Annotated in this window: 25 protein-coding genes; 15 read left to right on the forward strand and 10 right to left on the reverse strand. The window is 41.1% G+C overall.

Going from position 1 to position 24500, the window contains the following annotated elements; all coding sequences use genetic code 11:
* Nucleotides 1–49 precede the first annotated feature (49 nt).
* Nucleotides 50–1180, reverse strand: a complete 1131-nt coding sequence (locus tag V2H41_RS07815) for a glycosyltransferase family 2 protein (RefSeq protein ID WP_330974584.1) — start codon at nucleotides 1178–1180, stop codon at nucleotides 50–52.
* A gap of 147 nt (nucleotides 1181–1327) precedes the next feature.
* Here V2H41_RS07815 and V2H41_RS07820 point away from each other — a divergent pair, with 147 nt between their 5' ends.
* Both V2H41_RS07820 and V2H41_RS07825 read left to right on the forward strand, forming a co-directional pair.
* Entirely contained in the window at nucleotides 1328–1768 is a 441-nt protein-coding gene (locus tag V2H41_RS07820; RefSeq protein ID WP_330974585.1) for a MarR family winged helix-turn-helix transcriptional regulator, read from the forward strand.
* A gap of 52 nt (nucleotides 1769–1820) precedes the next feature.
* Nucleotides 1821–3614: an acyl-CoA dehydrogenase family protein gene (locus tag V2H41_RS07825; protein ID WP_330974586.1), complete on the forward strand. Its 1794-nt coding sequence runs from the start codon at nucleotides 1821–1823 to the stop codon at nucleotides 3612–3614.
* Nucleotide 3615: 1 nt separating this feature from the next.
* Here the strand turns inward: V2H41_RS07825 and V2H41_RS07830 are convergent, their stop codons facing one another.
* The gene (locus V2H41_RS07830; protein WP_330974587.1) at nucleotides 3616–4002 is read right to left on the reverse strand and encodes a c-type cytochrome; all 387 of its coding nucleotides are present in this window, start codon (nucleotides 4000–4002) and stop codon (nucleotides 3616–3618) included.
* 87 nt (nucleotides 4003–4089) lie between these two features.
* Here V2H41_RS07830 and V2H41_RS07835 point away from each other — a divergent pair, with 87 nt between their 5' ends.
* From V2H41_RS07835 to V2H41_RS07845, 3 genes are all read left to right on the forward strand, one after another.
* A complete protein-coding gene (locus tag V2H41_RS07835) occupies nucleotides 4090–5115 on the forward strand; it encodes a 2-oxoacid:ferredoxin oxidoreductase subunit beta (RefSeq protein WP_330974588.1) in 1026 nt (341 codons plus the stop codon).
* Between the two features lie 72 nt (nucleotides 5116–5187).
* Nucleotides 5188–5793 carry an L-threonylcarbamoyladenylate synthase gene (locus V2H41_RS07840; protein WP_330974589.1) on the forward strand — a complete coding sequence of 202 codons (606 nt, stop codon included), beginning with the start codon at nucleotides 5188–5190 and terminating at the stop codon, nucleotides 5791–5793.
* Between the two features lie 89 nt (nucleotides 5794–5882).
* A complete protein-coding gene (locus tag V2H41_RS07845; protein ID WP_330974590.1) occupies nucleotides 5883–6791 on the forward strand; it encodes a hypothetical protein in 909 nt (302 codons plus the stop codon).
* Between the two features lie 4 nt (nucleotides 6792–6795).
* On the opposite strand, the gene V2H41_RS07850 is transcribed toward V2H41_RS07845, so the two are convergent.
* The 3 genes from V2H41_RS07850 to V2H41_RS07860 all read right to left on the reverse strand — a co-directional run bounded on the left by V2H41_RS07850 (nucleotide 6796) and on the right by V2H41_RS07860 (nucleotide 9167).
* Complete coding sequence (locus V2H41_RS07850) at nucleotides 6796–7566, reverse strand: glycoside hydrolase family 25 protein (RefSeq protein WP_330974591.1); 771 nt, start codon at nucleotides 7564–7566, stop codon at nucleotides 6796–6798.
* Between the two features lie 113 nt (nucleotides 7567–7679).
* Nucleotides 7680–8288: a hypothetical protein gene (locus tag V2H41_RS07855; protein ID WP_330974592.1), complete on the reverse strand. Its 609-nt coding sequence runs from the start codon at nucleotides 8286–8288 to the stop codon at nucleotides 7680–7682.
* A 99-nt stretch (nucleotides 8289–8387) separates the two neighbouring features.
* Complete coding sequence (locus V2H41_RS07860; protein WP_330974593.1) at nucleotides 8388–9167, reverse strand: enoyl-CoA hydratase/isomerase family protein; 780 nt, start codon at nucleotides 9165–9167, stop codon at nucleotides 8388–8390.
* 58 nt (nucleotides 9168–9225) lie between these two features.
* Between V2H41_RS07860 and V2H41_RS07865 the strand changes: the two genes are divergently transcribed.
* A complete protein-coding gene (locus tag V2H41_RS07865; RefSeq protein WP_330974594.1) occupies nucleotides 9226–9831 on the forward strand; it encodes a trimeric intracellular cation channel family protein in 606 nt (201 codons plus the stop codon).
* A gap of 2 nt (nucleotides 9832–9833) precedes the next feature.
* Here V2H41_RS07865 and V2H41_RS07870 read toward each other — a convergent pair whose 3' ends face one another.
* A complete protein-coding gene (locus V2H41_RS07870) occupies nucleotides 9834–10214 on the reverse strand; it encodes a RidA family protein (protein WP_330974595.1) in 381 nt (126 codons plus the stop codon).
* Nucleotides 10215–10339: 125 nt separating this feature from the next.
* On the opposite strand from V2H41_RS07870, the gene tsaB reads away from it, so the two are divergent.
* The 8 genes from tsaB to argH all read left to right on the forward strand — a co-directional run bounded on the left by tsaB (nucleotide 10340) and on the right by argH (nucleotide 17903).
* A complete protein-coding gene (gene tsaB, locus V2H41_RS07875; RefSeq protein WP_330974596.1) occupies nucleotides 10340–10999 on the forward strand; it encodes a tRNA (adenosine(37)-N6)-threonylcarbamoyltransferase complex dimerization subunit type 1 TsaB in 660 nt (219 codons plus the stop codon).
* A 78-nt stretch (nucleotides 11000–11077) separates the two neighbouring features.
* Nucleotides 11078–11416 carry an ArsR/SmtB family transcription factor gene (locus V2H41_RS07880; protein ID WP_330974597.1) on the forward strand — a complete coding sequence of 113 codons (339 nt, stop codon included), beginning with the start codon at nucleotides 11078–11080 and terminating at the stop codon, nucleotides 11414–11416.
* 20 nt (nucleotides 11417–11436) lie between these two features.
* Complete coding sequence (locus V2H41_RS07885; protein WP_330974598.1) at nucleotides 11437–12081, forward strand: rhodanese-like domain-containing protein; 645 nt, start codon at nucleotides 11437–11439, stop codon at nucleotides 12079–12081.
* A 94-nt stretch (nucleotides 12082–12175) separates the two neighbouring features.
* Entirely contained in the window at nucleotides 12176–13336 is a 1161-nt protein-coding gene (locus V2H41_RS07890) for an aspartate aminotransferase family protein (protein ID WP_330974599.1), read from the forward strand.
* Between the two features lie 161 nt (nucleotides 13337–13497).
* Nucleotides 13498–14475, forward strand: a complete 978-nt coding sequence (locus tag V2H41_RS07895; protein ID WP_330974600.1) for a Rossmann-fold NAD(P)-binding domain-containing protein — start codon at nucleotides 13498–13500, stop codon at nucleotides 14473–14475.
* Between the two features lie 74 nt (nucleotides 14476–14549).
* On the forward strand, nucleotides 14550–15374 hold the full coding sequence (gene argB / locus V2H41_RS07900; protein WP_330974601.1) for an acetylglutamate kinase: 825 nt from the start codon (nucleotides 14550–14552) through the stop codon (nucleotides 15372–15374).
* Entirely contained in the window at nucleotides 15374–16447 is a 1074-nt protein-coding gene (locus V2H41_RS07905) for a M20 family metallo-hydrolase (RefSeq protein ID WP_330974602.1), read from the forward strand. The genes argB and V2H41_RS07905 overlap by 1 nt, the downstream gene beginning before the upstream one ends.
* Nucleotides 16448–16562: 115 nt before the next feature.
* On the forward strand, nucleotides 16563–17903 hold the full coding sequence (argH, locus tag V2H41_RS07910) for an argininosuccinate lyase (protein ID WP_330974603.1): 1341 nt from the start codon (nucleotides 16563–16565) through the stop codon (nucleotides 17901–17903).
* 25 nt (nucleotides 17904–17928) lie between these two features.
* Here argH and pgl read toward each other — a convergent pair whose 3' ends face one another.
* Genes pgl through gndA form a run of 3 tightly spaced genes read right to left on the reverse strand, consistent with a single transcriptional unit; the run spans nucleotide 17929 to nucleotide 21612 of the window.
* Nucleotides 17929–18648 carry a 6-phosphogluconolactonase gene (gene pgl, locus V2H41_RS07915; RefSeq protein ID WP_330974604.1) on the reverse strand — a complete coding sequence of 240 codons (720 nt, stop codon included), beginning with the start codon at nucleotides 18646–18648 and terminating at the stop codon, nucleotides 17929–17931.
* A complete protein-coding gene (gene zwf / locus V2H41_RS07920) occupies nucleotides 18645–20168 on the reverse strand; it encodes a glucose-6-phosphate dehydrogenase (RefSeq protein WP_330974605.1) in 1524 nt (507 codons plus the stop codon). The genes pgl and zwf overlap by 4 nt, the downstream gene beginning before the upstream one ends.
* Before the next feature lie 46 nt (nucleotides 20169–20214).
* On the reverse strand, nucleotides 20215–21612 hold the full coding sequence (gndA, locus tag V2H41_RS07925; RefSeq protein WP_330974606.1) for an NADP-dependent phosphogluconate dehydrogenase: 1398 nt from the start codon (nucleotides 21610–21612) through the stop codon (nucleotides 20215–20217).
* A 185-nt stretch (nucleotides 21613–21797) separates the two neighbouring features.
* Here gndA and V2H41_RS07930 point away from each other — a divergent pair, with 185 nt between their 5' ends.
* Entirely contained in the window at nucleotides 21798–22880 is a 1083-nt protein-coding gene (locus V2H41_RS07930) for an N-acetylmuramoyl-L-alanine amidase (RefSeq protein WP_330974607.1), read from the forward strand.
* Nucleotides 22881–22914: 34 nt separating this feature from the next.
* Here V2H41_RS07930 and V2H41_RS07935 read toward each other — a convergent pair whose 3' ends face one another.
* On the reverse strand, nucleotides 22915–24435 hold the full coding sequence (locus V2H41_RS07935) for a sulfatase-like hydrolase/transferase (protein ID WP_330974608.1): 1521 nt from the start codon (nucleotides 24433–24435) through the stop codon (nucleotides 22915–22917).
* Nucleotides 24436–24500 lie beyond the last annotated feature (65 nt).

A 24500-nucleotide genomic window follows, 5' to 3' on the forward strand; every position in this document is an offset into this window, starting at 1 on the left:
CAAATGTATTTCAAATTGCCGTTCGCTGTGCATCCATCTTTAAAAAATATCACCTCACCTTTCGTCCTTTCCATTCGTATTTTCCAAAACTTCCTAAAAAACCAGCAATAATTGTATATGCGATATGGAGGGGTTGAAAAATGAAAAAGGATCTCATCAAATTTTCATGACCGAAAAATTTACTTACGGCTGTCACAAAAGGAAACTCCACTGCAGTTTTCAATATCCATAAAACAATCAGCACATACAAATAAAAAGGATTGAAAAAGGAAGCACACAGCAGTATCAGAAAAGACAAGTTAAACAAGTAAACTAATACTAGTACTACAATAATTCTTTTGTCATCATAGTTTTTCGTCTTACTGGCCCATCGTATACGCTGATTAAAGAATGCTTTCCATGTGGGGGCCGTCTCGGTTTCCACTATAGCACGCTCTGATTTCAGATAATGAACCCCATCGGGATACTGCTTCCATACTTTATGCATCAGCAACATATCGTCTCCCGATGCAATATTATCGATACCCCTAAAACCATTCACTTCATAAAACACCTGTCGTTTATACGCGAGATTGGCTCCATTGCACATGTTATGCTTACGTGCTGATACGGATGCGGCCGTAATGCCCTGAAGGGTCAAGAAATCAAGGGTTTGAAAAGTATGTAGTATTTTATTCTGTTCGGAGGCAAAGGGAAAAAAAGTTACAGGCGCAGCAATAAATACAGGATTTTTTTCGACGATGAAAGATGCAAATGTTTGTAGCCACTGGAGTGGCACCTTACAATCGGCATCGGTACATACAATCCATTCATTGTTGGCCCCTGCAATTCCGGTTTCTATGGCTTTCTTTTTATAAGAATTGATGCCATCGTCCTGTAATTGAATAAGTCTAACATGTTCGAAACTGCGAACGATTTCAGCTGTTTTGTCGGTCGAATGGTCATCTACCACAATTACCTCAAAAAACTCTCGGGGGTATGTCTGCCGATTTAGGCTTTCGAGTAATCGCCCTATGTTCTTTTCTTCATTTCTCGCCGGAATAATCACCGAAAAGCGAACACCCTGAGCTGCATTTGCTGGTACAAAATCCTTCACTTTACGCCATACACGATTGTAATAAAATATTACAACAGCATAAAACACAAATAACAACCATATAATGCCTACCCAGTATATCATCTCTACAAAACTAAAGGTATACGGTAATAATTCGGCATCCTAACACATTTCAAAGAAGGCAGATTCTTAAGCAAAATCAATAAATCAAGTTTCGCTTTTTGCTGTAAGGAAATGTTATTAACTTTAATTAGTTGCTAAAACAACTATATGCCAAACAACCAATTTAAGAAAAGTGAGCTATACAGCTTCATAACAGGTGTTGCCAGCACAGCCATTGCCCGACGATTGCAAAAGAAGTTTAATAATGCTGGCGTAAATGTTACTATAGAACAATGGAGCGTACTGTATCACTTATGGAAAGAAGATGGCATAAGTCAGCAAGAGCTTTGTAAGGCTACTTTTCGAGACAAGCCGAGCATGACACGACTGGTAGACAATTTGGAGAAAGCAGGACTAGTGAAGCGCATTACAGCTGCTACGGACAGGCGTAAAAACCTGATTGTACTTACCGAAAAAGCAAAAAACCTGCAGGACATCTGTTACAAGCTTGCCGCTGAAACAGTAGATGAAGCACTAGAAGGAGTCAGTGCCGCCCATATTGAAGTGTGTAAAGTGGTATTGAAACAGGTATACGAAAACCTGAAGTAGCTTCTGATCTATATTTCATGCATATTGTTCATCACAATAAAAAAACTTCATCATGAGTACCACTACAGAAAACACTGCCCCTATAAAAGGAGCTGAATGGCTCATCACAACATCTCAGCCAGCTGCCACCTATACCTGTGAAGACTTTAATGAAGAAGAACTGATGATTCGCGACATGTGTACTCAGTTTCTAGAAACGGAGATATTGACCAGACTGGATGAAATTGATAGTATGAAAGAAGGCCTGATGGCCTCTTTGGTGCAAAAGGCTGGCGAACAGGGACTGCTAGCAGCCTCTTTCCCTGAAGAATACGGCGGGCTAGGAAAAGATTTTGTCACTTCGACCATTATTAACGAGTATCTAGGTGCAGGACATTCTTTCTCCGTTGCCATTGCAGCACATACAGGAATTGGCACATTACCCATTCTTTACTTTGGAAACGAAGAGCAAAAGCAAAAATATCTTCCTAAGTTACTTACGGGCGAATGGGCCGGTGCATACGGTTTGACAGAGCCTAATGCGGGCAGTGATGCCCTCAGCTCCAAAACCGTTGCAAAACTGAGTGAGGACGGTAAATATTATATTCTCAACGGACAGAAGTGCTGGATTACCAATGGAGGTTTTGCACAAGTATATACTGTATTTGCAAAGATTGACGGCGATAAATTCACCGGCTTTATTGTAGAACGCGATACGGAGGGTTTTACTCAAGGCTCCGAAGAACAAAAAATGGGCATTAAAGGCTCTTCCACTGTGCAATTATATTTCCAAGATGCGAAAGTGCCTGTGGAAAACGTATTGGGTGAAATTGGCAAAGGCCATAAAATTGCTTTCAATATTCTTAATATCGGCAGACTCAAATTATGTGCAGCGGCTTTAGGTGGCGCCAAAAAAGCGTTTCAAACCAGCGTAGCATATGCCAAAACCCGCGAACAGTTTAAACAGCCCATTGCCAACTTTGGTGCTATCCAACATAAAATCGCCGAAATGGCTATTCGCATCTTTGCGGCCGAATCGGCCCTTTATCGTACCGCTAAATGGATTGACAATCTGGAAAAACAACTTCTTGCCGAAGGTAAACCGTTTAACGAAGCCTTACTAGGTGCTGCGGAAGAATATGCCATAGAATGCGCTATCCTGAAGGTATACGGTAGTGAATTGCTGGACTTCGTAGTTGACGAAGGCGTGCAAATCCATGGCGGTAATGGATTTAGTGCCGAATACAACATCTCTCGCGCTTATCGAGACAGCCGTATTAACCGAATTTATGAAGGCACCAATGAAATCAATCGTCTACTTATTCTGGACATGACGTTGAAGCGTGCCATGAAAGGACGCTTGAATTTAATGGGTCCAGCCATGCAAGTGCAGAGCGAACTCATGAGTATTCCCGATTTCGGCGCAGAGGATGAAGGCCTTTTTGCCGCCGAACAAAAGTTAATCGCCAATTTCAAAAAAGCCATACTGATGGTGGCCGGCGCCGCAGTGCAAAAGCTGATGATGCAAATCGAAAACGAACAGGAAATACTGATGAACATAGCCGATATGGCTATTGAAACCTTCCATGCCGAGAGCGTACTGTTACGCGTAATGAAGATAGTAGAAGCAAAAGGTGAAGCCCATGCATCGGTTTATATCGACATTATGCGTACATTTTTATATGATGCGGCCGATAAACTCAATAAAAAAGGAAAAGACGCCATCAATGCTTTTGCCGAAGGCGACGAACAACGCATGATTTTAATGGGTCTCAAACGCTTCACCAAAGCTGATCCGGTAAATACAAAAGATGCGCGTAGAAGAATTGCCCATGCAATGATTGAAGCAGAAAAATATTTCCTGTAAGCTATTCCTCCGGATAAGCATTACCTCTATGACAGGAGTTGCAACTCACCTTGTTTAAATACGCAGGGTGCATCTTCGGGTCATAATTAAAATAAGTTTTATTGATATCAATGGTCAGGCGTATCATACGGCGCGCCTCTTCCTTCACAGGATGATCATCCGAAGCGAAATTCCAAATCGTATCACCGTTTTGGATTTCATGTACATGGCAAAAGTCACAGGTCACCCCTAGGCCTTTATTATAGGTTTGCATTAGGCTGTCCAATCGCTCATCGCTGATATCGGCGGGTAATACTTTCAGATTCCGTTCTTTAGAACTGTTTACGAACCCCAATGCAATGAAACCGCATATGAGCAGGATGGCCATAGGTAGTTTATGCTTCCTCATACGGCAAAATACTCAAAAAGTCATACAAATGTCAATATAAGAAACAATACTTTTTTTAGTCGTACCTTTGCACGCGATTTAATTAAGATGTCAGAAGTTTTAGCACCTACATTAACAGCCAAGGATTTTGCTACCGACCAGGAAGTACGCTGGTGCCCTGGCTGTGGAGACTATTCCATTTTAGCTCAAGTACAAAGAATTATGCCGAATCTCGGCATACCAAAGGAGAATATTGTATTTATTTCAGGAATCGGTTGTAGCAGCCGTTTTCCTTACTATATGAATACATATGGTATGCACTCGATTCACGGGCGTGCTACGGCCATTGCTACAGGCTTGAAAGCGTCGCGCCCCGAACTGAGCGTGTGGATTGTAAGCGGTGACGGCGACGGATTGAGCATCGGTGGTAACCATACTATTCACCTGCTGCGCCGCAACCTAGATGTAAATCTGTTGATATTCAACAATCAGATATATGGATTGACTAAAGGGCAATACTCCCCCACCTCTGAGGAGCATAAAATTACCAAATCAACGCCGTTTGGAAGTATTGACCATCCCTTTAATCCTGCAGCACTAGCACTGGGAGCAAACGCTACGTTTGTGGCTCGCAGCATGGATCGCGACCCCAAGCACCTCCAAGCGATGCTGATACGTTCTCATCAGCACAAAGGAGCCTCTTTCCTTGAAATCTATCAAAACTGCAACATCTTTAACGACGGAGCATTCGAAATCTTCACCGAAAAATCAACTAAGGCCGATGAAACCTTATTCCTAGAACATGGCCAGCCCTTGATTTTCGGTGCCGAAAGAAACAAAGGTATTCGCTTGGACGGACTTAAACCCGTAGTAGTCACCTTGGGAGAAAATTACAGTGCCGATGATTTGTGGATTCATGATGAGCAAGACCTTTACAAAGCACAAATCCTCACGCGTATTTTTGATGATCCGCACGTGGATGGGCATTTACCCAGACCCTTTGGGGTATTTTATGCTGTAGACAGACCTTGCTATGAAGAAATGATGGCCCTGCAGATTGAAGATGCCATTGCCCGCAAAGCTCCGGACTTAAATGCACTGTTGCGTGGCAAGGAAACCTGGGAAGTGGCATAAAGTTAGCTGTTATAGTTAACAGGACTAAGACCATTTATCCTCTATCCTTTTAACATTGGCAAATTTTGCGATATGTTGTTACGCATTCATCCACAAAATCCCCAGGACCGTCTGATACAACAGGTAGTTGATGTGCTGAAAAGAGGAGGCATCATTGTATATCCTACAGATACTATCTACGGATTGGGCTGTGATATTTATCAGGTGAAAGCCGTTCAAGAAATCTGCCGCATCAAACATATCGACCCTAAAAAAGCACAGCTATCATTTGTGTGTAGTGATCTGAGTCATCTCAGCGATTTTGCCCGTCAAATTTCCAATACCACTTACCGTAAACTCAAGGAATGCTTACCCGGTCCCTATACTTTTATTTTACCGGCTAGCAAACAGGTTCCGAAAATTCTGCAAAGCAAAAAAGACACCATCGGTCTTCGTGTGCCTGACAATAAAATAGCTTTAACTCTTGTAAGAGAATTGGGACATCCTATACTCAGTACTTCTTTGCCCGGAGAGTTTGTGGAAGACTATACCGATCCCGAACTGATTTATGAAAAATATAAGAACATTGTAGATATTGTAATTGATGGTGGAATCGGCGGTAGTGTACCCTCTACCATTGTAAACTGTGTTGATGATAGCTTTGAAGTAATTAGAGAAGGTGCCGGCGAATGGATTTAAGCCCTTGAGCTTTTCAGGACTGCTCAATCATTTGGGTTCCTTGATTTCATATATTTATTCTTTTCTTTGCATGTGTAAAACCATTAACCATGAACAACATAAGGCGTTTTTTGCTGAATCACGTATTATTCGTTTTAACAGCTGTAATTTTCTTTACCTCTTGCTCTAACCCGCGCTACATCAATTCTCCGGCCGTACACAATGCAGCTTTTTTTAAAGAACAGGGAGATTTTAAATTTTCTGTGGCAGGAGCTGGTAACCCCGCAAAAATATTCAGCAAGATTGATGACAATGATACGGGAGAAACATTGGATCATTCATTGGGTTTTGACGGACAGGCTGCCGTAGCCGTAACCAACCACTTCATGATTACAGCAGGCGCTATGTATCGCCGTGAACAAGATAAGTACGATAATGACGACCTAAAAATTAGTTCACGCAGTAAAGTAAACTATCACAGGCGCATGTTTGACATTGGGGCTGGCTTTTTCACACCCATAGGGCAAAGTGAAAAAGTTTTCTTTAACGGTGTGTTGGGTGTGGGATTCGGAAGTATGTCTTCGGATGATAATGGGCTACCTTACGATGCAGCCAGATATCGCTCTTACAAAGCAGATTTAATTAAATACTATCTTACTCCTTCCTTCAACTTCTTCTTCAACGATTATCTACGCATGGCGATAGCTCCCAAATTTTCTTTATTAAAGTTAAACAATATTAAAACCAATTATACCACCGAAGAAGAAATTTCATTAGGTTATGAGCATGCCCGCAATCATACTTTCGGACTGTTCGAACCATCGGTATTATTACAAACGGGTTTTAGAAACAATGAGTGGTTAAAACTGGATTTTGGTTTCAACTTTGCATCGGACCCATTTACTTCACGAACTAAGAAAGGCAGATATGTCGATTATCCCGATATCGAAACCTACAATGTGGAATCTCGCAACTTCATATTCTCCATTGGCCTTTCATTTTATCCTATGAGAAAGTAAAAAATTACTTCAATAACAATTGTTGAAAGGTGGCCGAGTCGCCATTAAAAACATTAAAATCCACAAAAGCATTAATACCGTTTACATTCCCACGGTCATTATGTTGCCAGAAAGTCCACGTACGATTGATACGTGGACTTTTCCGTTCATAATAATGTGCCACCCACAAAGGATATTCATCAAACTCAGGCCCCATATATTTTTTATAAAACTCGGCGCTTGTATAAATAATAGGTTTTACTTTATAATGTGCTTCTACCATTTGCAACCACTGTCTGATCTTTGCGCGATATACATTCACAGGTAAAACGCCTGCTTGTTCGGCATCCAGCACAGGTGGCAAATCGCCTTTCTCGAGTTTTACACGTGAGATAAAATGTTTGGCCTGCTTAATTGGGTCTTGCCCCGGCAGAAAAAAATGATACGCTCCTCGTGTAATCTTCTGCTTTTTAGCTTGTCTCCAATTGTATTTAAAATACCTATCGGTGAGTCCTTCACCTTCTGTAGCCTTCATAAAAGCAAATTCAATCCTTACACCTTCAACATTCATTGCTTTTACCATATTCCAGCGAATCTCCTTCTGATAGCGGGAAACATCAATTCCATGTATGGAATAAAGAACCGGTAAGTCAATGCCAAAGGCTTCATAGTGCGCAAACTTCACCCTGCGAGCATGATCCCAGCGTAGAACCCATATAACTAATAGGCCTATAAAAAGCGTCACGGCTATCAACTTCAGACCATTATAATTTGCATCTCGCCTTCTACGAGCCATATACTATGAATACAGATTTTTACTACACTACAAATATAGTACATGCATGCAGGGCATAGGAATGGATAGTAGAAGGAACGACTCGAGGGATAAAATGAATAAGAGTAGCGACCTTAATAATTGTAACTTCTTCTAAATCCACTTTTGCGACTTTCTATTTCATATAATTCCTGCTCTACGGCTGCGGGCTTGGTGACTTTAACAAGGCCGGGTAACCCAACATAGTCTCTTGCCGAACTATAGATATAATCGGCAGGGTATTGAACAATTCTTTCCTTTACGGGTAATATATGTATATACTCCAGATGCTCCGCCATGATATTGGGATGACGAAGATTAATTTGGGCTATCGTTCTTACCTCACCCCAGCATGATAATACCGATGTATTACCCAAGGGAGAAGTAAGGTTTTGAAAATGCCTTAGTATCCATTGATTGCGTGGAGTATCTTCTTCTTTTACGGCTTCAACTATTTTTTCGCGGGTAAATTCTACAAAACGTTCTTTTATTTCCTTGATAGAATTATTGGTTTGTGCCTCACAAATCACATATAATTTATTGGTCATAAGGCACCATCCATACACTACCAGCCCCTTGCTGTCGATAAAATGATTTAAACTATGTACAATGAGCTGCTTGTACATCACTTTAGTGAAAATATCGACGGTATCGATAGTTTCCAAAGTAAAGCAATAGCACCCATTATTGCGGATTGGCATCATTAGTTGTGCTTTTAAATAATACAGATGCAAATCCTATTCCATTTTTAGGTGCTTTATGCTTTACACATGAAGAGTAAATGGGAACAAATTGTATAGTAATTATTTACCCTGAAAAAAAGCTTTTCTTTTTTCCAAAAATGCGGAGGTACCTTCTTTGGCATCGGTTGTAGTAAGCAGTTTGCCAAACTCCCGGGCTTCATAACTGTAGCCTTGCTTATTTCCTTCGTAAGCATGCTGAACAGCCGTAATACAACGAGCCACAGCCAGTGGCGCTTTAGCGTTTACAACGGCTAGTATTGATTTTGCTTTAAGCAATAACTCCTCACGCGACACTACATGATTTACTAATCCATAGTTAAATGCCGTAATAGCATCTATCATATTTCCCGTTACAAGCAGTTCCAGCGCGCGTCCCTTGCCTATCAGCTGCGTAAGTCTTTGTGTACCTCCAAATCCCGGTATCAGCCCCAGATTTACTTCGGGCTGCCCAAACTTAGCATTATCACTTGCAACTCGAAAGTGACAAGCCATAGCTAGCTCGCAACCGCCTCCTAATGCAAAACCATTCACGGCAGCTACTATTATTTTAGAACTGTTTTCTATTTTCTCAAACAACGACTGCCCTCTTCTTGCATACGCTTCTCCGCTTGCTGCATCTAAAGATGCAAACTCCGAAATATCGGCACCGGCTACAAAAGCCTTTTCTCCACTACCCGTAATGATCGCCGAGCGAATATCTGAGGATTGCATTACTTCGTCAATTGCCAGGTCTAGCTCCTTCAATACCTCGGCATTTAAAGCATTGAGCTTTTCGGGGCGATGGATGGTTATCGTGCAGATGTCGTTTTCCACATCAATCAGTAAGGTGTTATATTTCATTGGAATCAGTATTTACACAAATCTAAATAAATATCCACGGAGCGTATAACTTTGCTTAGTGACATTTCTTTCGGTAATAACCTATCTGGGAATATTTGTATTTGCCCTTGCCGGAGCGTTTAAAGCGCGCGGAGCTCGTCTTGATGTATTCGGCGGACTGGTAGTAGCTTTTGTTTCGGCTTATGGAGGTGGAACCTTGAGAGATTTATTACTGGGAGTAAGACCCCTTACTTGGCTCAACGATAATCTGGCTTTTACACTGGTATTTGCAGGCACAACCGTTACTTTTCTGGTAAAAGATCGATTGAATAATTTCCGCCGTACTATATTTTTTACAGACGCTATTGGGCTGGGATTATTCACCGCGGCAGGAATCGAAGTAGCAATTCAGAACGGGGCTAATGAGCTTTATAGCCTAATTATGGGTGTAATAACAGCCACCTTTGGCGGACTGATTGCTGATATCTTTTGCGGCTACCCTCCCGTGCTTTTGCGCAGGGGTGAATTGTATGCCACCGCCTGCGCTATAGGAGGTATTATTTTTATACTTCTCAACAAATACCTCAGCACCACCACCAATCTCGATCTTGTTATTTGTGTAGTGCTGGTTGTAGCTATAAGAATTTATTCCAAAAGAAGACGGCTTATGCTTCCTGAGATATAGGCTTACCGAACGGCAATCATGCTGATTTCTACATTCACGAATTTCGGCAGCGCAGCCACTTGAACCGTTTCTCGTGCTGGGAAATTATCAGAGAAATATTGGCCATAAACTTCATTTATGGTCGAAAATTGCTTCATATCAGTAATAAATATGGTCGATTTCACCACATTTTCAAATCCCAATCCCGCTGCATTCAATATCGCTTTCAGGTTTTTCATACACTGATGGGTTTCTTCTTCTAAAGAGCCATTTTTAAGTTCACCGGTTTCGGCATCCAAGCATATTTGTCCGGAAATATAGAGTGTATCACCAGCGAAAACAGCCTGATTATAGGGACCGATAGGTGCCGGAGCTGCAGAGGTGTTTATAATAGATTTTTCCATAGCTATTTAAAAAATTTTTAAGATTTCTCTTGCACGAAGATAAACTTCTACCCAATAGTTTGCGTTATAGAAAAAAATTTATATATAGAGTTCAATCAATCGATTTTATTCATTTCTTTTGTATAATGATAATATTAAATATCGATACATCTGTAGATCAGGGATCATTTTGTATTTGCAGGGGCAAAGATGTAATCGCTTTCGATAAAAATGAAGAGCGTAATTCGCTAGCCGGATGGCTCCACGACGCTATACACAATGCCTTAAAAAAAAGCGATTTACAAGCTCAACAGCTTAGTGCTATTGCAGTAAGTAACGGTCCCGGTTCCTATACCGGTTTGCGTGTAGGCTTGGCTACGGCAAAAGGATTGTGTTATGCTTTAAATGTTCCTTTAATCTGCATTAATACATTGGAAATCATGGCCTATGCTGTGGCTGGAGCAGCAAAAGAACTGATTTGTCCTATGATTGATGCCCGCCGCATGGAGGTGTTTACAGCATTATTTAAAAAAAATATGGATATTTACAGGGAGCCTTTTGCAACAATTTTAACTGCGGAGAGTTTCGCAGACACCCTCAGTGCACATCATATTCTTTTTACAGGCAATGGAGCCCGGAAATTGGAACCTATTATCGAAAATAATCACGCTAGCTTTATATATAAGAATATCGATGCATATGACATGATTCCGCTGTCCACTCGATTGTATAATGAAAAAAAGTTCGCGGATGTTGCGTATGAGCAGCCTTACTACGTCAAGGATGCATATATAGCAGGCAATTAAAAATGTATTCACGTAAATATTAACATATCGAAATATAGTTTTATTTTTATCCCCTAACCCCTAAACATATAGGTTATAATGAGCAACTATCAAATCGCTTTTACGCAAAAAAATGAGTCTGAAGAGCAACTGACAGTAGACACACTAGCTGTGAAAAAAGCTGCGCTAATTCTTCGTGCCTTCAACCACAAGCTCAGGCAGCAGATATTGAAACTGATTGATAGTCAGGAAAAAATAACTGTTACAGAGATTTATGTCAAATTACGCATTGAGCAATCGGTTGCATCTCAGCATCTAGCTATTTTGCGCAAAGCCGACTTTGTAAAAACAGAGCGAAACGGCAAGTTTATTTACTACACCGTAAATACGGAACGTATGAAGCAGCTGAACAAATTTGTAAACGAGTTATTAGCTTAATTAAATTATACTTTTTAAAAATGCAAGCCCTTACAGCGAATGTTTTTGCGGAATATATTGCACAAGGCTGCACTATAGTAGATCTTAGGGATGTAAAGGATTTCAAACAGGGCTTTATAAAAGATAGTATTCTTGTTGCATCAGGAATCAAGTTCAAGGACTACTACGAATTCTTTAAAGGAAAGGAGCCTTTACTAGTTGTATGCTATCCCGAAGAAAAAGATAGTAGCCTAAAGCTAATTCAGGATGCCGGGTTTAAAAATATTGCTGGTTTTCTGGAGCACGGTTTTGCATCTTGGCTGGATGCCCAAAACCCCATAGATGTTATCATAGATGTAGAAGCAGATGAACTCATGATGGATCTTCCTTACGATGATAACTTAGTTATTATGGACATCAGGTCGCCTTTAACCTTTGCCAGTGGCCATCTAAAAGAGTCTGTCAACCTGCCGCTGGCCGATATGACCGATGTGGTGCGTCTCTCTGCTATTGATGATCACGATAATATTTATATAGTAGGCAATAATGACGAAGAAGTATTTCTGGCTGCATCATTGCTTAAGCGTCATGAATTTCACAATTTGCGGGTAGTAATAGGAGGATGGCAAGCACTGGAGCAACAGCCAAATGTCGTCATCGAAAAAGAACCTGGCATGCTTAACTAATCACTCACATTATTTTCGGCTTGCCCAACAATATTTTAGTAATTTTGTGCCCCACTAATCAGGGGCATTTTTTCATTCTTTCCAAATTAAAAAGATGAATCTATTCGACGTTTACCCGCTCAACAATGTCACTATCGTTAAAGCTAAAGATTCTTATGTATGGGATAGTGATGGCAATCAGTATTTAGACCTTTACGGTGGACACGCTGTAATTAGCATCGGACACACACATCCGCACTGGGTACGACGAATAGAAGATCAGCTGGAGAAAGTAGCTTTTTACTCCAATTCCGTTCAGAATCCTTTGCAGGTAGAATTGGCTAAAAAATTGGGAGAAGTATCCGGCAAGGAAGACTATCAATTGTTCCTGTGCAACTCAGGTGCCGAAGCCAACGAGAATGCACTGAAGATGGCTTCGTTCCATACGGGACGTAAGAAAGTAGTTGCGTTTTCCAAAGCCTTTCATGGGCGCACGTCTTTAGCTGTATCGGTCACCGATAATAAAAACTACGTGGCACCTGTGAACGAAACAGACAATGTAACTTTTCTGCCGTTTAATGATGAAGCAGCTTTGGAAGCACATTTTACGAAGCATGGCAATGAAATTGCTGCTGTAATCATCGAAGGCATTCAGGGAGTTGGAGGTATTAATGTTGCTACAGAATCCTTCCTGCAACTTATCCGCCGTTTGTGCGATCAATATGGTGCGGTATTTATTGCAGATGCCGTACAGTGTGGTTACGGTCGATCCGGTAAGTTTTTCAGCCATGATTATGCCGGCGTAAATGCCGATATCTATTCTATGGCAAAAGGCATGGGCAACGGATTCCCCATCGGTGCTATTATTCTTGCCCCGCACATTAAGCCCAAGCATTTTCAACTGGGCACTACTTTCGGAGGTAATCACCTGGCCTGCGCAGCGGCATTGGCCGTTCTGGAAGTAATGCAGCAAGAAAAGCTCATGGAAAATGCGGCCGAAGTGGGCACCTATTTACAAAATGAATTAAAGGCAATTCCCGAACTAAAAAATGTTCGCGGCAGAGGATTAATGATAGGCTTTGATGTACCGGAAGAATTGGCACCACTGAGAAAAAACCTGTTGACCAATCAAAGAATATTTACCGGCGAAGCCAAGCCTAATGTCATTCGTTTATTACCTTCTTTGGCATTGAAACAAAAGGATGCCCAGCAGTTCATTGACGCACTTAAAAAAGAAATCGCCGCGCTCAAAGAAGCAGCAACAGCGCAAGCATAGATTTCTATTGATATATAGCAAAGCAGATTTCATCATCGGCAATATATCTGCAAAGAATACAATATGGTTCGCTGCACCAGCGAACCATATTTATATAATTGAATGGTAATTTTACACCAAATCGAGCTTTATACATCACCTATTGAAATTGTATTTAGAAAATGTCATTACTAAAAAGCAATACTTTCATCAGCGCACACGACGTTACTGATATTAATGCCCTTGCAGATAAGGCATTACACTACAAAGCCAATCCTTTTATCGACAAACAACTGGGAGAAAATAAACGTATTGGCTGCTTATTTCTAAACCCGAGCATGCGCACCCGATTAAGTACGCAAATTGCAGCGCAGAATCTGGGGATGGAAGCTATTGTATTCAACGTAGGGAGTGAGGGTTGGCAGTTGGAATTCGAAGAAGATGCTATCATGAACGGAAAAACCGTAGAACACATCAAAGATGCCGCACCCATCTTCGGAAAGTACTTCGACATTCTGGCTATTCGTACCTTCCCTTCACTGGTGAATAAAGAAGACGATTACAGTGAGCTTTATATTAATCAGTTTATAAAATACTCCGGCCTACCCGTAGTGAGCTTGGAAAGTGCAACGCTTCACCCCTTGCAGAGCTTGACCGATGTGGTGACCATAAAAGAAACTTATACTCCCTTTAATGAAGGTAAGCGTCCTAAAGTAGTGCTAACCTGGGCTCCACACGTAAAACCCTTACCCCAGTGTGTAGCCAATAGCTTTGCACAATGGATGAACGCTTGGAACGAGGTAGACTTTGTAGTTACACATCCCAAAGACTACGAACTTGACAAGCAATTTACCGGAAACGCTCCCATTATTTACGACCAAAACGAAGCACTGAAAGACGCTGATTATGTGTATGTAAAAAATTGGAGCACTTATAACGATTACGGTAAGATTTATAATAGTGATCCGGAATGGATGTTAACACCCGAAAAACTACAACTGACCAATAATGCTAAAGTAATGCACTGTCTACCCGTGCGTCGTAATGTAGAACTCAGCGGTGCGGTATTGGATGGTCCCAATAGTATTGTAACGCAGGAAGCCGGCAATCGTGTATGGGCTGCACAAGCTGTACTGTCAGAGTTGTTACAACTTCAATAAAGATTTAGCCCACAATTAAACTTGTAAAGCCTCATGAAATCATTCATGATAAAAGTATAATGATGAGTTCGGGAATGAATGTAAATACACAGCAAGAAACACTTTTTGTCATAAAAATCGGCGGCAATGTGATTGATAACGAAACCGCGCTTGCTGCCTTCTTGAAAGATTTTGCTGCCGTTAACGCTCCTAAAATATTGGTACACGGCGGAGGAAAAATTGCCACTAAAATAGGAGAACAATTAGGTATTGAATCGAAATACATTAATGGACGCCGTATTACCGATGATAACACTATAGATGTGGTAACGATGGTATACGGTGGTTTGGTGAATAAAAAAATAGTAGCCCAACTGCAAGCACTGCGCACCAACGCCATTGGTTTAACCGGCGCCGATGCCAACATTATTCCCGCTACAAAACGCCCTGTAAAAATCATCAACGATTCACCGGTAGATTTTGGTTGGGTAGGAGATATTGATGTACAGCAGCTACAAGCCGATAATCTCAAACATTTGCTGGAAAAGGGCTTTACTCCTGTTTTTGCGCCGCTCACGCATGACGAACAAGGACATATTTTAAATACCAATGCCGACACTATTGCTTCTGCGATAGCAGTGAGCCTATCTCAATTTTACAAAGTACGACTCATTTATTGCTTTGAAAAGAAAGGCGTGCTGGAAGACGTTAACGACGACAATTCGGTCATTCGAAACATCAATAAAGAAAAATATCAGCAACTGCTCAATGAAAACAAGTTATTTGAGGGTATCTTGCCCAAAATTGATAACGCTTTTGCTGCCATAGATGCCGGAGTGAGCGAAGTACTAATTGGAGACGCTAAGGATTTAATTAAAAATACAACCACCTCCACCGAAGGAACTTTAATTACTCAATAATGAGTTTTGAGAAAGAATTATATCAACAAGCCGTAGACTTATTACAGCAGCTGATTCAAACTCCTTCTTTTAGTAAGGAAGAAGATCAGACCGCCACTATCATTAAATCGCATCTTGAGCAGTGGGGAGTTACTACCTCACGCTACGGCAACAACATTGTAGCGCGGAATAAACACTTCGATTCTGCTAAGCCAACCATGTTGTTGAACTCTCATCACGATACAGTAAAACCCAACTCTCATTATACTTTAGATCCTTTTACTCCTATTGAGAAAGATGGTAAATTATTCGGATTAGGAAGTAATGATGCAGGAGGGTGTTTAGTTTCGCTCATTGCAGCATTTAAATATTTCTACGATAAAGAAGATTTAACTTATAACATTATTCTGGCCGCAAGCGCGGAAGAAGAAATTTCGGGTTATAACGGTGTTGAAAGCTTAATCAAGGATTTACCGGCCATAGACTTCGCAATAGTAGGAGAACCTACCGGCATGCAGATGGCCGTAGCAGAACGTGGTCTAATGGTATTGGATTGCACCAGCCGCGGCAAGGCTGGACATGCAGCCCGTAACGAAGGCGAAAATGCCATTTACAAAGCTTTGAAAGACATTGAATGGTTTCAGAACTACCAGTTCAGTAAGGTTTCTTCGTTGTTGGGGCCCAATAAAATGTCGGTAACCGTCATCGAAACCGAGAATAAAGCGCATAATGTAGTGCCCGCTATTTGCAAGTATGTGGTAGATGTACGGGTTAATGAGCTCTATACTTTCGAAGAAGTACTCGCGGAGATACGTCAAAATGTACAAAGTGAGGTGCAGCCTCGTTCTACGCGTTTACGCTCAACATCCATCTCATTGGATCATCCGGTAGTAAAAGCCGGATTGGCGATGGGGAAAACTTATTACGGATCGCCCACTACATCGGACAAAGCACTGATGCCTTTCCCTGCTCTTAAAATAGGTCCGGGAGACAGTGCCAGAAGTCATACCGCAGATGAATTTATTTATTTAGCAGAAATAGAACAGGGCATAAAGGAATACATTGAACTGATTCGATTGACACTAAACCAATAAATAGCTTAGCAGCATTGTTGGCAACTTTATACCTTTACAAAATAAAAAGAACGTTTTCCATAAACAACCTCAGACAATAAGCATTTAGCTTTACGTCGGTATACAAGTTCAAGTTATGAAACTCTGGCAGAAAGATATACAAGCACTTAAGGAAGTAGAAGTCTTCACCGTAGGGAAGGATCGTGAAATGGATATGTATTTAGCGCCCTTCGATGTAATAGGATCGTTGGCGCATATACAAATGTTGGAGTCGGTAGGACTTCTACCCAAAGATGACCTAAAAAAACTTCAATCAGCCTTAAAAGAAATTTACAGAGATATTCAAGCCGGCAACTTTAAGCTGGATGCTCAGGTTGAAGATATCCATTCGCAAGTAGAATTATTGCTCACCCAAAAACTGGGTGATGCCGGCAAGAAAATACATAGTGCACGCAGCCGTAATGACCAGGTACTGGTAGATATCAAGCTGTTTTTACGTAGCGAAATTGAATTGTTGGTAAAATCCATTTTTTCATTATTCGAATTGCTACAGGCTCAAAGTGAAAAATACAAAAACCACTTATATCCGGGTTATACCCACCTGCAATTGGCCATGCCTTCTTCATTTGGTTTGTGGTTTGGTGCTTATGCCGAAAGTTTGGTAGATGATGTTACAACATTGAAAGCGGCTTTTGATGTAGTCAATCGCAACCCCTTAGGCTCTGCAGCGGGGTACGGATCTTCCTTCCCTATCAATCGCCGTATGACTACCGAGCTGCTAGGCTTCGCATCACTCAATTATAATGTAGTATATGCCCAAATGGGACGCGGCAAGGCAGAAAGAATTGTAGCACAAGCATTAGCCAACGTAGCGGATACCTTGGCACGCTTGAGTATGGATATGACGCTATACCTGAACCAAAATTTTAGTTTTGTAAGCTTTCCCGCCGAACTTACCACAGGTAGTAGCATCATGCCACATAAAAAAAATCCCGATGTCTTTGAACTCATCAGGTCTTATTGCAATCGCATCAAGGCCTTGCCTAATGAAATCAGCATGATGACCACCAATCTACCCTCGGGTTATCATCGCGATTTACAATTACTAAAAGAGCATTTATTCCCGGCATTTAAAACGCTGAAAGACTGTATCGATATGGCAGGCTTAATGCTGAGCCATATTGAGATCAAAGAAGACCTGTTGAAGGATGAAAAATACAAATATCTGTTTACTGTAGATCTAGTGAATCAGCTGGTAATGCAGGGAGTGCCTTTTAGAGATGCATATGTTCAAGTGGGGCGTTCCGTGGAAGACGGTACTTATCAAGCTCCGGAACAATTAGAAGTTAAAAATCCGCACGAAGGATCTATATATAATCTTTGTAATGCGGAAATCAGAGAATTAATGGAACAAGCCATTGCGGTCTTTGAATTTGAAAAAATTCACCAAGCTATTAATAAACTGCTCCAGGATTAAGTTCCCGGAGCAGTTTTTTAATCCGCTATATTAGCCCTGCTGCCGCTTCATCCAGCATCCAGATGGCATTTCCTTTTTTCAGATTTACGTCTTGCACGGGGTATTTTGCCTTAGCATTTTTGGCAAATATATACTTCAGTACAGGAGCTTTAGCCGCACCTGCTACTAAAAACATAACTTCCTTACTGTTATTGATAAAACGATAAGTAGAACTGATGCGGAAGGTTTGTTTGCTTTCTACCCACACTTCTTTTATAAATCTCTTCTTTTCGCTCAGTACATCCGTTCCTGGAAATAATGAAGAAGTATGTCCATCATCTCCCATGCCGAGTAGTGTAAGGTCTATCTGCATTTGTTTGCCTAAAACCTGTTGAATAGTTTTTTCATACTGGAGGGCACAATCTTTTGCTTCGCCTTTGGTAGGAACGGCAAATACATTTTTCTTAGGGATTTTTACATGATCCAGTAAAGCCTCCTTCACCATTTTATAATTGCTCTCCTCATGTGTGTGAGGTACAAAACGTTCATCACCCCAGAAAAGAAAAACTTTTTTCCAGTCTATGTTTCGTGAGAATGCTGGGGTAGCCAGCAATTGATACAATCGCTTAGGCGTACTGCCTCCCGAAAGCGATACGGAAAAACTTCCTTTTTCTGCAATATGCTTTGCACACCTTTCGACAAAATAATGCGCAGCGGCTACACTCAGTGCTTCTGCGTTTTCCCAAACTAACTTTAAATGTTTCATCTCTTATTTTTATTTCTACTTTTTGGTTGTTCTAGTATTTCTTCCGGCAAAGAAAGCCATTTTACCTTTCCGTCGGAAAAAAGATTCTCCGCTTCTACAGGTCCACTGCTACCAGCTTTGTATTTTTTCATATCACTGCTATCTTTTACCCAATTATCCAGAATGGGCATGACAATAGCCCATGCCGTTTCTACCTGATCTGCACGAATAAACTGCGTAGCGTCGCCATGTAAGGCATCCAGCAATAAAGTTTCGTAAGCCTCCGGTGCTTCATCTGTAAAAGACCTTTTATAGCTGAAGTCCATTTCGAGCGGCATCAGCTTCATTTCTAATCCCGGCACCTTCCCTTCAAAAAGCAGACTGATGCGCTGTCGAGGTTGAATACTGATTATAAGACGGTTGGGCACAACATCATCCTTAAAAATCTTGTACGGAGTATCCTTAAACTGCACTACAATTTCAGAAGCTTGTTTATCCATACACTTTCCTGTACGCAGATAAAAAGGCACTCCTTTCCACCTTGTATTATCAATATACAATTTTAAAGATACGTAAGTTTCGGTAGTAGATTTACGAGAAACATTATTCTCTTCCTTATAACCTACTTGAGGCTTTCCGTTTACAACCCCTTTGGTATATTGCGCCCTCACCACATGTTGGGCCACACTGGCGGAGTTAAAAGGTCTCACTTTCTTTAGCACTTTCACTTTCTGATGACGAATGCTTTCAGCATCATAATTACCCGGACAATCCATGGCTACCAAGGAAAGCAGCTGCAACATATGGTTCTGCACCATATCACGCAATGCCCCGCTTTTATCATAGTAACTACCTCTCGTTCCTACACTTACCGTTTCTGTAACACTAATCTGAATTTGTTCTATGTACTTATTATTCCATAAGGGTTCGAATATATGATTCGCAAATCTGAAGGCTACAATATTTTGAACCACTTCTTTACCCAAATAATGGTCTATACGATAAATCTGATCTTCATAAAACAATTTATTCAACAGCTCATTCAATGCGCGTGCTGAAGCGAGGTCTGTTCCGAAAGGCTTTTCTATTACTAGGCGATCTTTTTGTCTGTTATCAGCAATATTGAACTGCGATATAAATGAGGATATGGTTTCGATAAAATTAGGCGCTACAGAATAATAGAAAAGCCTTGTAGCCCTCGTTTTCCATTCTGCATCGTTGGCTTCAAGCTTTTCTTTAAGACGTGTGTAAGTATCTTCAAGGGTAAAATCGCCTTGAAAAAAGTATAAGTGATCAGTAAAGCGTTTCCATTCTTCCTTTTTGGCCTTGCCTGACCGAGAAAATAAATTCACGCCCTCGAGCATATGCTTTTCATATGCACCTTCGGGCAATCCCTGGTAATGTACGGCATATATAGCAAACTGTTTAGGCATATAATCATGAATAAAAAGGTTATAAAAAGCCGGGATCAGTTTGCGCCAGGCTAAATCTCCAAAGCCTCCGAAAATAACAATGTTAGCAGGTGTGTTTTTCAAATTCATGTAATAATAATTTAGGTATGAGCGAGAACATCATGTATGCTTTATTTTACACATTCCAATCCGTATGAAAGCTACCCGGTTGATCTATTCTTTCGTAGGTGTGCGCACCGAAGTAATCTCTCTGTGCCTGTATTAAATTAGCCGGAAGACGTTCTTGAACATAGGCATCAAAATAGTACAAAGCCGATGCAAGTGCTGCCGCTGGTAGCCCTACATCCATACTAGATTTAAGAAAGTTTACCAATCCTTTTCGAGTTTCGGTAAGTAAGGGCACAAACAGATCCGAACCAATTACGGTTTTAAGATTCGCATCTTTTTCATAAGCTTCATACAATTGGTTCAACAAAGCGGATCGGATAATGCAACCCGCTCGCCACACTTTTATTACTGTGGGTATATCAATAGCATACTGATGTGCTTGGGAGGCTGCTGCTAGTAATGATAATCCCTGTGCATAAGCCATTATGCAACCAAAATGAAGTGCATTTTTACAATCATTCTTTAATACTTCTAGATCCACATCAGGCGTGTAAGTATGTTGATACAAAGGAGCGAGTTGCACCCTATCTTCCTTTAAAGCCGAGAGGTATCTTTGCGTGACGGAAACATCAATAGTAGGTGTCGGCACGCTCAACTCCAGTGCACTTTGTGAAGTCCATAGGCCGGTACCTTTCTGCTGGGCTCTGTCGAGAATCATATCTACTAGGTCGTTGCCGATCTCGGGGTCTTTTGTTTTAAATATCCGGGCTGTTATCTCTACTAGAAAGGATTGTAACTCGCCTTCGTTCCAAGCACTAAACAGATCATGTAATGCTTCATTTGACAATCCCATTTTTTTGAGCAGACCGTACACTTCGCTGATCATTTGCATTATAGCATACTCAATTCCGTTATGCACCATTTTTATGTAATGACCTGCAGCTCCATTTCCCATATAAGCCACACAAGGCTCACCGTTGTAGCGAGCAGCAATAGCCTCTAGAATTTCTTTCACCTGTTCATAACTTTGTTTATTTCCGCCGGGCATCATACTGGGACCGAAACGAGCACCGCTTTCACCGCCGGAAACACCCATGCCTATAAAATGCACTCCGGAGTCTTTTAAAATGTCAAAGCGCCTTTGTGTATCGACATAATGCGAATTACCTCCGTCGATTAGAATATCTCCTTTCTCCAGATTGGGTAATAATTCTTCGATTATCAAATCGACTACTTTTCCTGCGGGTACCAGAAGCATGACAATTCTTGGTGTTTGCAATTGGTTCAGCAAATCCTCCGATGAAGTAGCTACTGTTACCGGACGAGAGCCTGCTTCAGCTATCAATCTTTGCGCTTGCTCTTCATTGCGATCATAGCCACATGCGGCAAAGCCGTGATCTGCAATATTCAAGACCAGATTGCGGCCCATAGTGCCTAATCCGATCATGCCAAATTGTGCTTTCATAAATTGTGTTTTTTATGGGGAGATTGCATTAATGAAATCTTAAAATATTCTCTATTATTTCGCAATTTTGTTTATCGGTTATACCGTTACGATGTTTTTCGTTAATTTCACATTAAGAACGGATATATCTTAGGACTAATTTAAGAAAAGTTAAAGGAACAGTAACAAAGAAAGACTATTACAGAATGTTTATAAAAAAAGTATTACCGGCTATTCTTACGATTTTTTTGTGTGCCTGTGGTAGTTCAGTGCCGAAAAAAACAAATGTCCTTACCCAAAAAACTCCACAACAGCAGCCGGTAGAGAAAACTAGTCCTGCCCCTCAGCAAAATCAAACAGTTTTTAAAAGACCTGAACAGATAACCCGTAATAATCGTCCAACAGAAGAACCCAATACGAATAGCAGGCTTGAAAGGCCACAACCTACATATACACCTCCACCAATAACAGCAACTAATTCATCCCAGCTACCATATAGATCCCGTGAGTATTATAAGTTCATAACAGATAGCATACAATATTATGCCAAACCTACTTACGAAAAGAATATTGATGAAATCATTAAGCAAATAAGCCTCAACCCTTCACAAAAGAAGAATCCGGCTGTAAATGCACCTTGGTATGCATCGGTGAATTTTAATATCAGAAAACCCAATTTTGTAATTCTGCATCATACCGCACAAAATTCTGCAGAGCAAACTTTATTTACGTTTTCTATATCGCGCACCCAAACCAGTGCACATTATGTGGTAGGACGCGACGGCACAGTATATCAAATGTTGAATGATTATGTTCGGGCTTGGCACGCCGGCAACAGTCGCTGGGGAGGCGTAACGGACATGAATTCGTGTAGTCTGGGTATAGAGATTGACAACAATGGAAACGAACCTTATCCTGATGCTCAAATTACAGCCTTGATAAAATTATTAGGCCATCTTAAAGAACAATATGGAATTCCACAGGCCAATTTTATCGGGCATGGAGATATAGCGCCTGGAAGAAAGCAGGATCCCAGTAAGTATTTCCCATGGAAGAGATTGGCTGATGCCGGATTTGGTTACTGGTACGATCCTTACAATTTACAAACACCTCCGGCAGATTTCAACCCCATTATGGCTCTGCGTGTCATCGGATATGATATTAGTAATCCCGCCGCAGCAATTGGGGCCTTTAAAGCTCACTACATCCAAAACGATACTTCAAAATCACTAACGGATTACGACAAGAAAGTGCTTTATAGTATTTATAAAAAATATATCAGCAGATAAATTCGGGTTTATAGTTTGAGCAAAAGGGAGTAGGTTATAAGTCCATACCTACTCCCTTTGCTTTTTCCTTTCGTAAAATTTCTTTCATCATTCCTACGATAATCTTGTTCTCTTCCGCTACATTATCATACTCCCCTCTATCCTTACGCATATCATATAACTGTTCCACACTATTATTACCCAACTCCGTATTGGTGAGCGGATTATAAACGCGTCCTTTATTAGGCTCTATATATTTCCAGTCATGTGTTAGTACCGTTAATGATCCACCAAAACCGATAACATATTCTCTTCCCTTGCGGTCACGTCCGAGCCAAGCATCCAGCTGATCCTCACTATCCAGTTCTTTCACAGAAGATATATCCACTCCTGTCAATCGAGCCATAGATGCCAGCATATCTATTTGCGATACTAATGCTTCGGACTTTTGGGGAATAAGCTTATTGCCCCAGTTCACGATAAAGGGTACCCTTGTGCCTGCTTCAAAATTGCTATACTTGCCTCCGCGATATGGTCCCCAAGGTTTATGATTTTTGAGCCGCTGCACTGCCTCGTCTTGATAGCCATCATCCACAACGGGGCCGTTATCGCTTGTAAGAATGATAATGGTATTTTCTCTGATACCGCATCTTTCCAGCGCCTTGATAACTTCCCCTACTGAGTAATCAAACTGAACAATGGCATCTCCTCTTGGTCCCATATCGGTTTTCCCTACAAATCGAGGATGCGGATAGCGTGGTACATGGATATCATTTGTTCCAAAGTACAAAAAGAAAGGTTTTGACTTGTTTTGCTCAATAAACTGCACGGCATGGGTGGTGATACTGTCTGCAATGGATTCATCCTCCCAAAGCGCCGACTTACCTCCTTTCATATATCCGATTCTGGAAATGCCGTTTACAATGCTCATATCGTGTCCGTGACTTGGCTTCAATTTGGTCAAGAGTTCAGGATTATCCTTTCCTGTAGGTTCGCCGGGAAAGTTCTTCACATAACTCACCTGAATAGAATCTTTAGGATCAAGATTTACTACTCGTTGATTTTCCACATACACGCATGGTACACGGTCGCCGGTAGCCGCCATGATATAAGAGTAGTCAAACCCAATTTCTTTAGGTCCTGGCGTAATAAGACCATTCCAATCTTGTTTACCGGTTTCCTCTCCCAATCCCAGATGCCATTTTCCTACCGCAGCCGTAACATATCCGGCCTGTTTGAACATTTTTGCCAATGTGTACCGATGCGGTTTGATAATCATTCCGGCATCACCGGCTGCAATACCTGTTCCTTTTCGGCGCCATGCATATTCGCCTGTAAAGAGACTATAGCGCGATGGCGTACAGGTAGAGGCCACCGAATGCGCATTCATAAATTGAATACCCTCTTTGGCAAGCCTGTCGGTATTAGGTGTTTTAACGGCAATTGCTCCATAGCAGGAAAAGTCGCCGATACCAATATCATCGGCATAAATCAATACAATATTTGGCTTTGTAGTGTTTTGTGCGGATAAAACAATCGTTGCTAAGCCTAATAGAAAAGTGAATATGATTCTCATTTTGGAATTATTTCAATGGTAAGAAGTTGCTTTACAGAGTTTATTATTTCTTTCTCACAAATTAT

It is taken from the genome of Niabella digestorum (genome assembly GCF_036409055.1).
Classification (GTDB): Bacteria; Bacteroidota; Bacteroidia; order Chitinophagales; family Chitinophagaceae; genus Niabella; species Niabella composti.

Excerpts from the sequence above, each read along its gene's own strand:
- V2H41_RS07815 (WP_330974584.1), bottom strand. The coding sequence starts at position 1,180 with ATGATATACTGGGTAGGCATTATATGGTTGTTATTTGTGTTTTATGCT.
- V2H41_RS07820 (WP_330974585.1), top strand. The coding sequence starts at position 1,328 with ATGCCAAACAACCAATTTAAGAAAAGTGAGCTATACAGCTTCATAACA.
- V2H41_RS07825 (WP_330974586.1), top strand. The coding sequence starts at position 1,821 with ATGAGTACCACTACAGAAAACACTGCCCCTATAAAAGGAGCTGAATGG.
- V2H41_RS07830 (WP_330974587.1), bottom strand. The coding sequence starts at position 4,002 with ATGAGGAAGCATAAACTACCTATGGCCATCCTGCTCATATGCGGTTTC.
- V2H41_RS07835 (WP_330974588.1), top strand. The coding sequence starts at position 4,090 with ATGTCAGAAGTTTTAGCACCTACATTAACAGCCAAGGATTTTGCTACC.
- V2H41_RS07840 (WP_330974589.1), top strand. The coding sequence starts at position 5,188 with ATGTTGTTACGCATTCATCCACAAAATCCCCAGGACCGTCTGATACAA.
- V2H41_RS07845 (WP_330974590.1), top strand. The coding sequence starts at position 5,883 with ATGAACAACATAAGGCGTTTTTTGCTGAATCACGTATTATTCGTTTTA.
- V2H41_RS07850 (WP_330974591.1), bottom strand. The coding sequence starts at position 7,566 with ATGGCTCGTAGAAGGCGAGATGCAAATTATAATGGTCTGAAGTTGATA.
- V2H41_RS07855 (WP_330974592.1), bottom strand. The coding sequence starts at position 8,288 with ATGATGCCAATCCGCAATAATGGGTGCTATTGCTTTACTTTGGAAACT.
- V2H41_RS07860 (WP_330974593.1), bottom strand. The coding sequence starts at position 9,167 with ATGAAATATAACACCTTACTGATTGATGTGGAAAACGACATCTGCACG.
- V2H41_RS07870 (WP_330974595.1), bottom strand. The coding sequence starts at position 10,214 with ATGGAAAAATCTATTATAAACACCTCTGCAGCTCCGGCACCTATCGGT.
- tsaB (WP_330974596.1), top strand. The coding sequence starts at position 10,340 with ATGATAATATTAAATATCGATACATCTGTAGATCAGGGATCATTTTGT.
- V2H41_RS07880 (WP_330974597.1), top strand. The coding sequence starts at position 11,078 with ATGAGCAACTATCAAATCGCTTTTACGCAAAAAAATGAGTCTGAAGAG.
- V2H41_RS07885 (WP_330974598.1), top strand. The coding sequence starts at position 11,437 with ATGCAAGCCCTTACAGCGAATGTTTTTGCGGAATATATTGCACAAGGC.
- V2H41_RS07890 (WP_330974599.1), top strand. The coding sequence starts at position 12,176 with ATGAATCTATTCGACGTTTACCCGCTCAACAATGTCACTATCGTTAAA.
- V2H41_RS07895 (WP_330974600.1), top strand. The coding sequence starts at position 13,498 with ATGTCATTACTAAAAAGCAATACTTTCATCAGCGCACACGACGTTACT.
- argB (WP_330974601.1), top strand. The coding sequence starts at position 14,550 with ATGAATGTAAATACACAGCAAGAAACACTTTTTGTCATAAAAATCGGC.
- V2H41_RS07905 (WP_330974602.1), top strand. The coding sequence starts at position 15,374 with ATGAGTTTTGAGAAAGAATTATATCAACAAGCCGTAGACTTATTACAG.
- argH (WP_330974603.1), top strand. The coding sequence starts at position 16,563 with ATGAAACTCTGGCAGAAAGATATACAAGCACTTAAGGAAGTAGAAGTC.
- pgl (WP_330974604.1), bottom strand. The coding sequence starts at position 18,648 with ATGAAACATTTAAAGTTAGTTTGGGAAAACGCAGAAGCACTGAGTGTA.
- zwf (WP_330974605.1), bottom strand. The coding sequence starts at position 20,168 with ATGAATTTGAAAAACACACCTGCTAACATTGTTATTTTCGGAGGCTTT.
- gndA (WP_330974606.1), bottom strand. The coding sequence starts at position 21,612 with ATGAAAGCACAATTTGGCATGATCGGATTAGGCACTATGGGCCGCAAT.
- V2H41_RS07930 (WP_330974607.1), top strand. The coding sequence starts at position 21,798 with ATGTTTATAAAAAAAGTATTACCGGCTATTCTTACGATTTTTTTGTGT.
- V2H41_RS07935 (WP_330974608.1), bottom strand. The coding sequence starts at position 24,435 with ATGAGAATCATATTCACTTTTCTATTAGGCTTAGCAACGATTGTTTTA.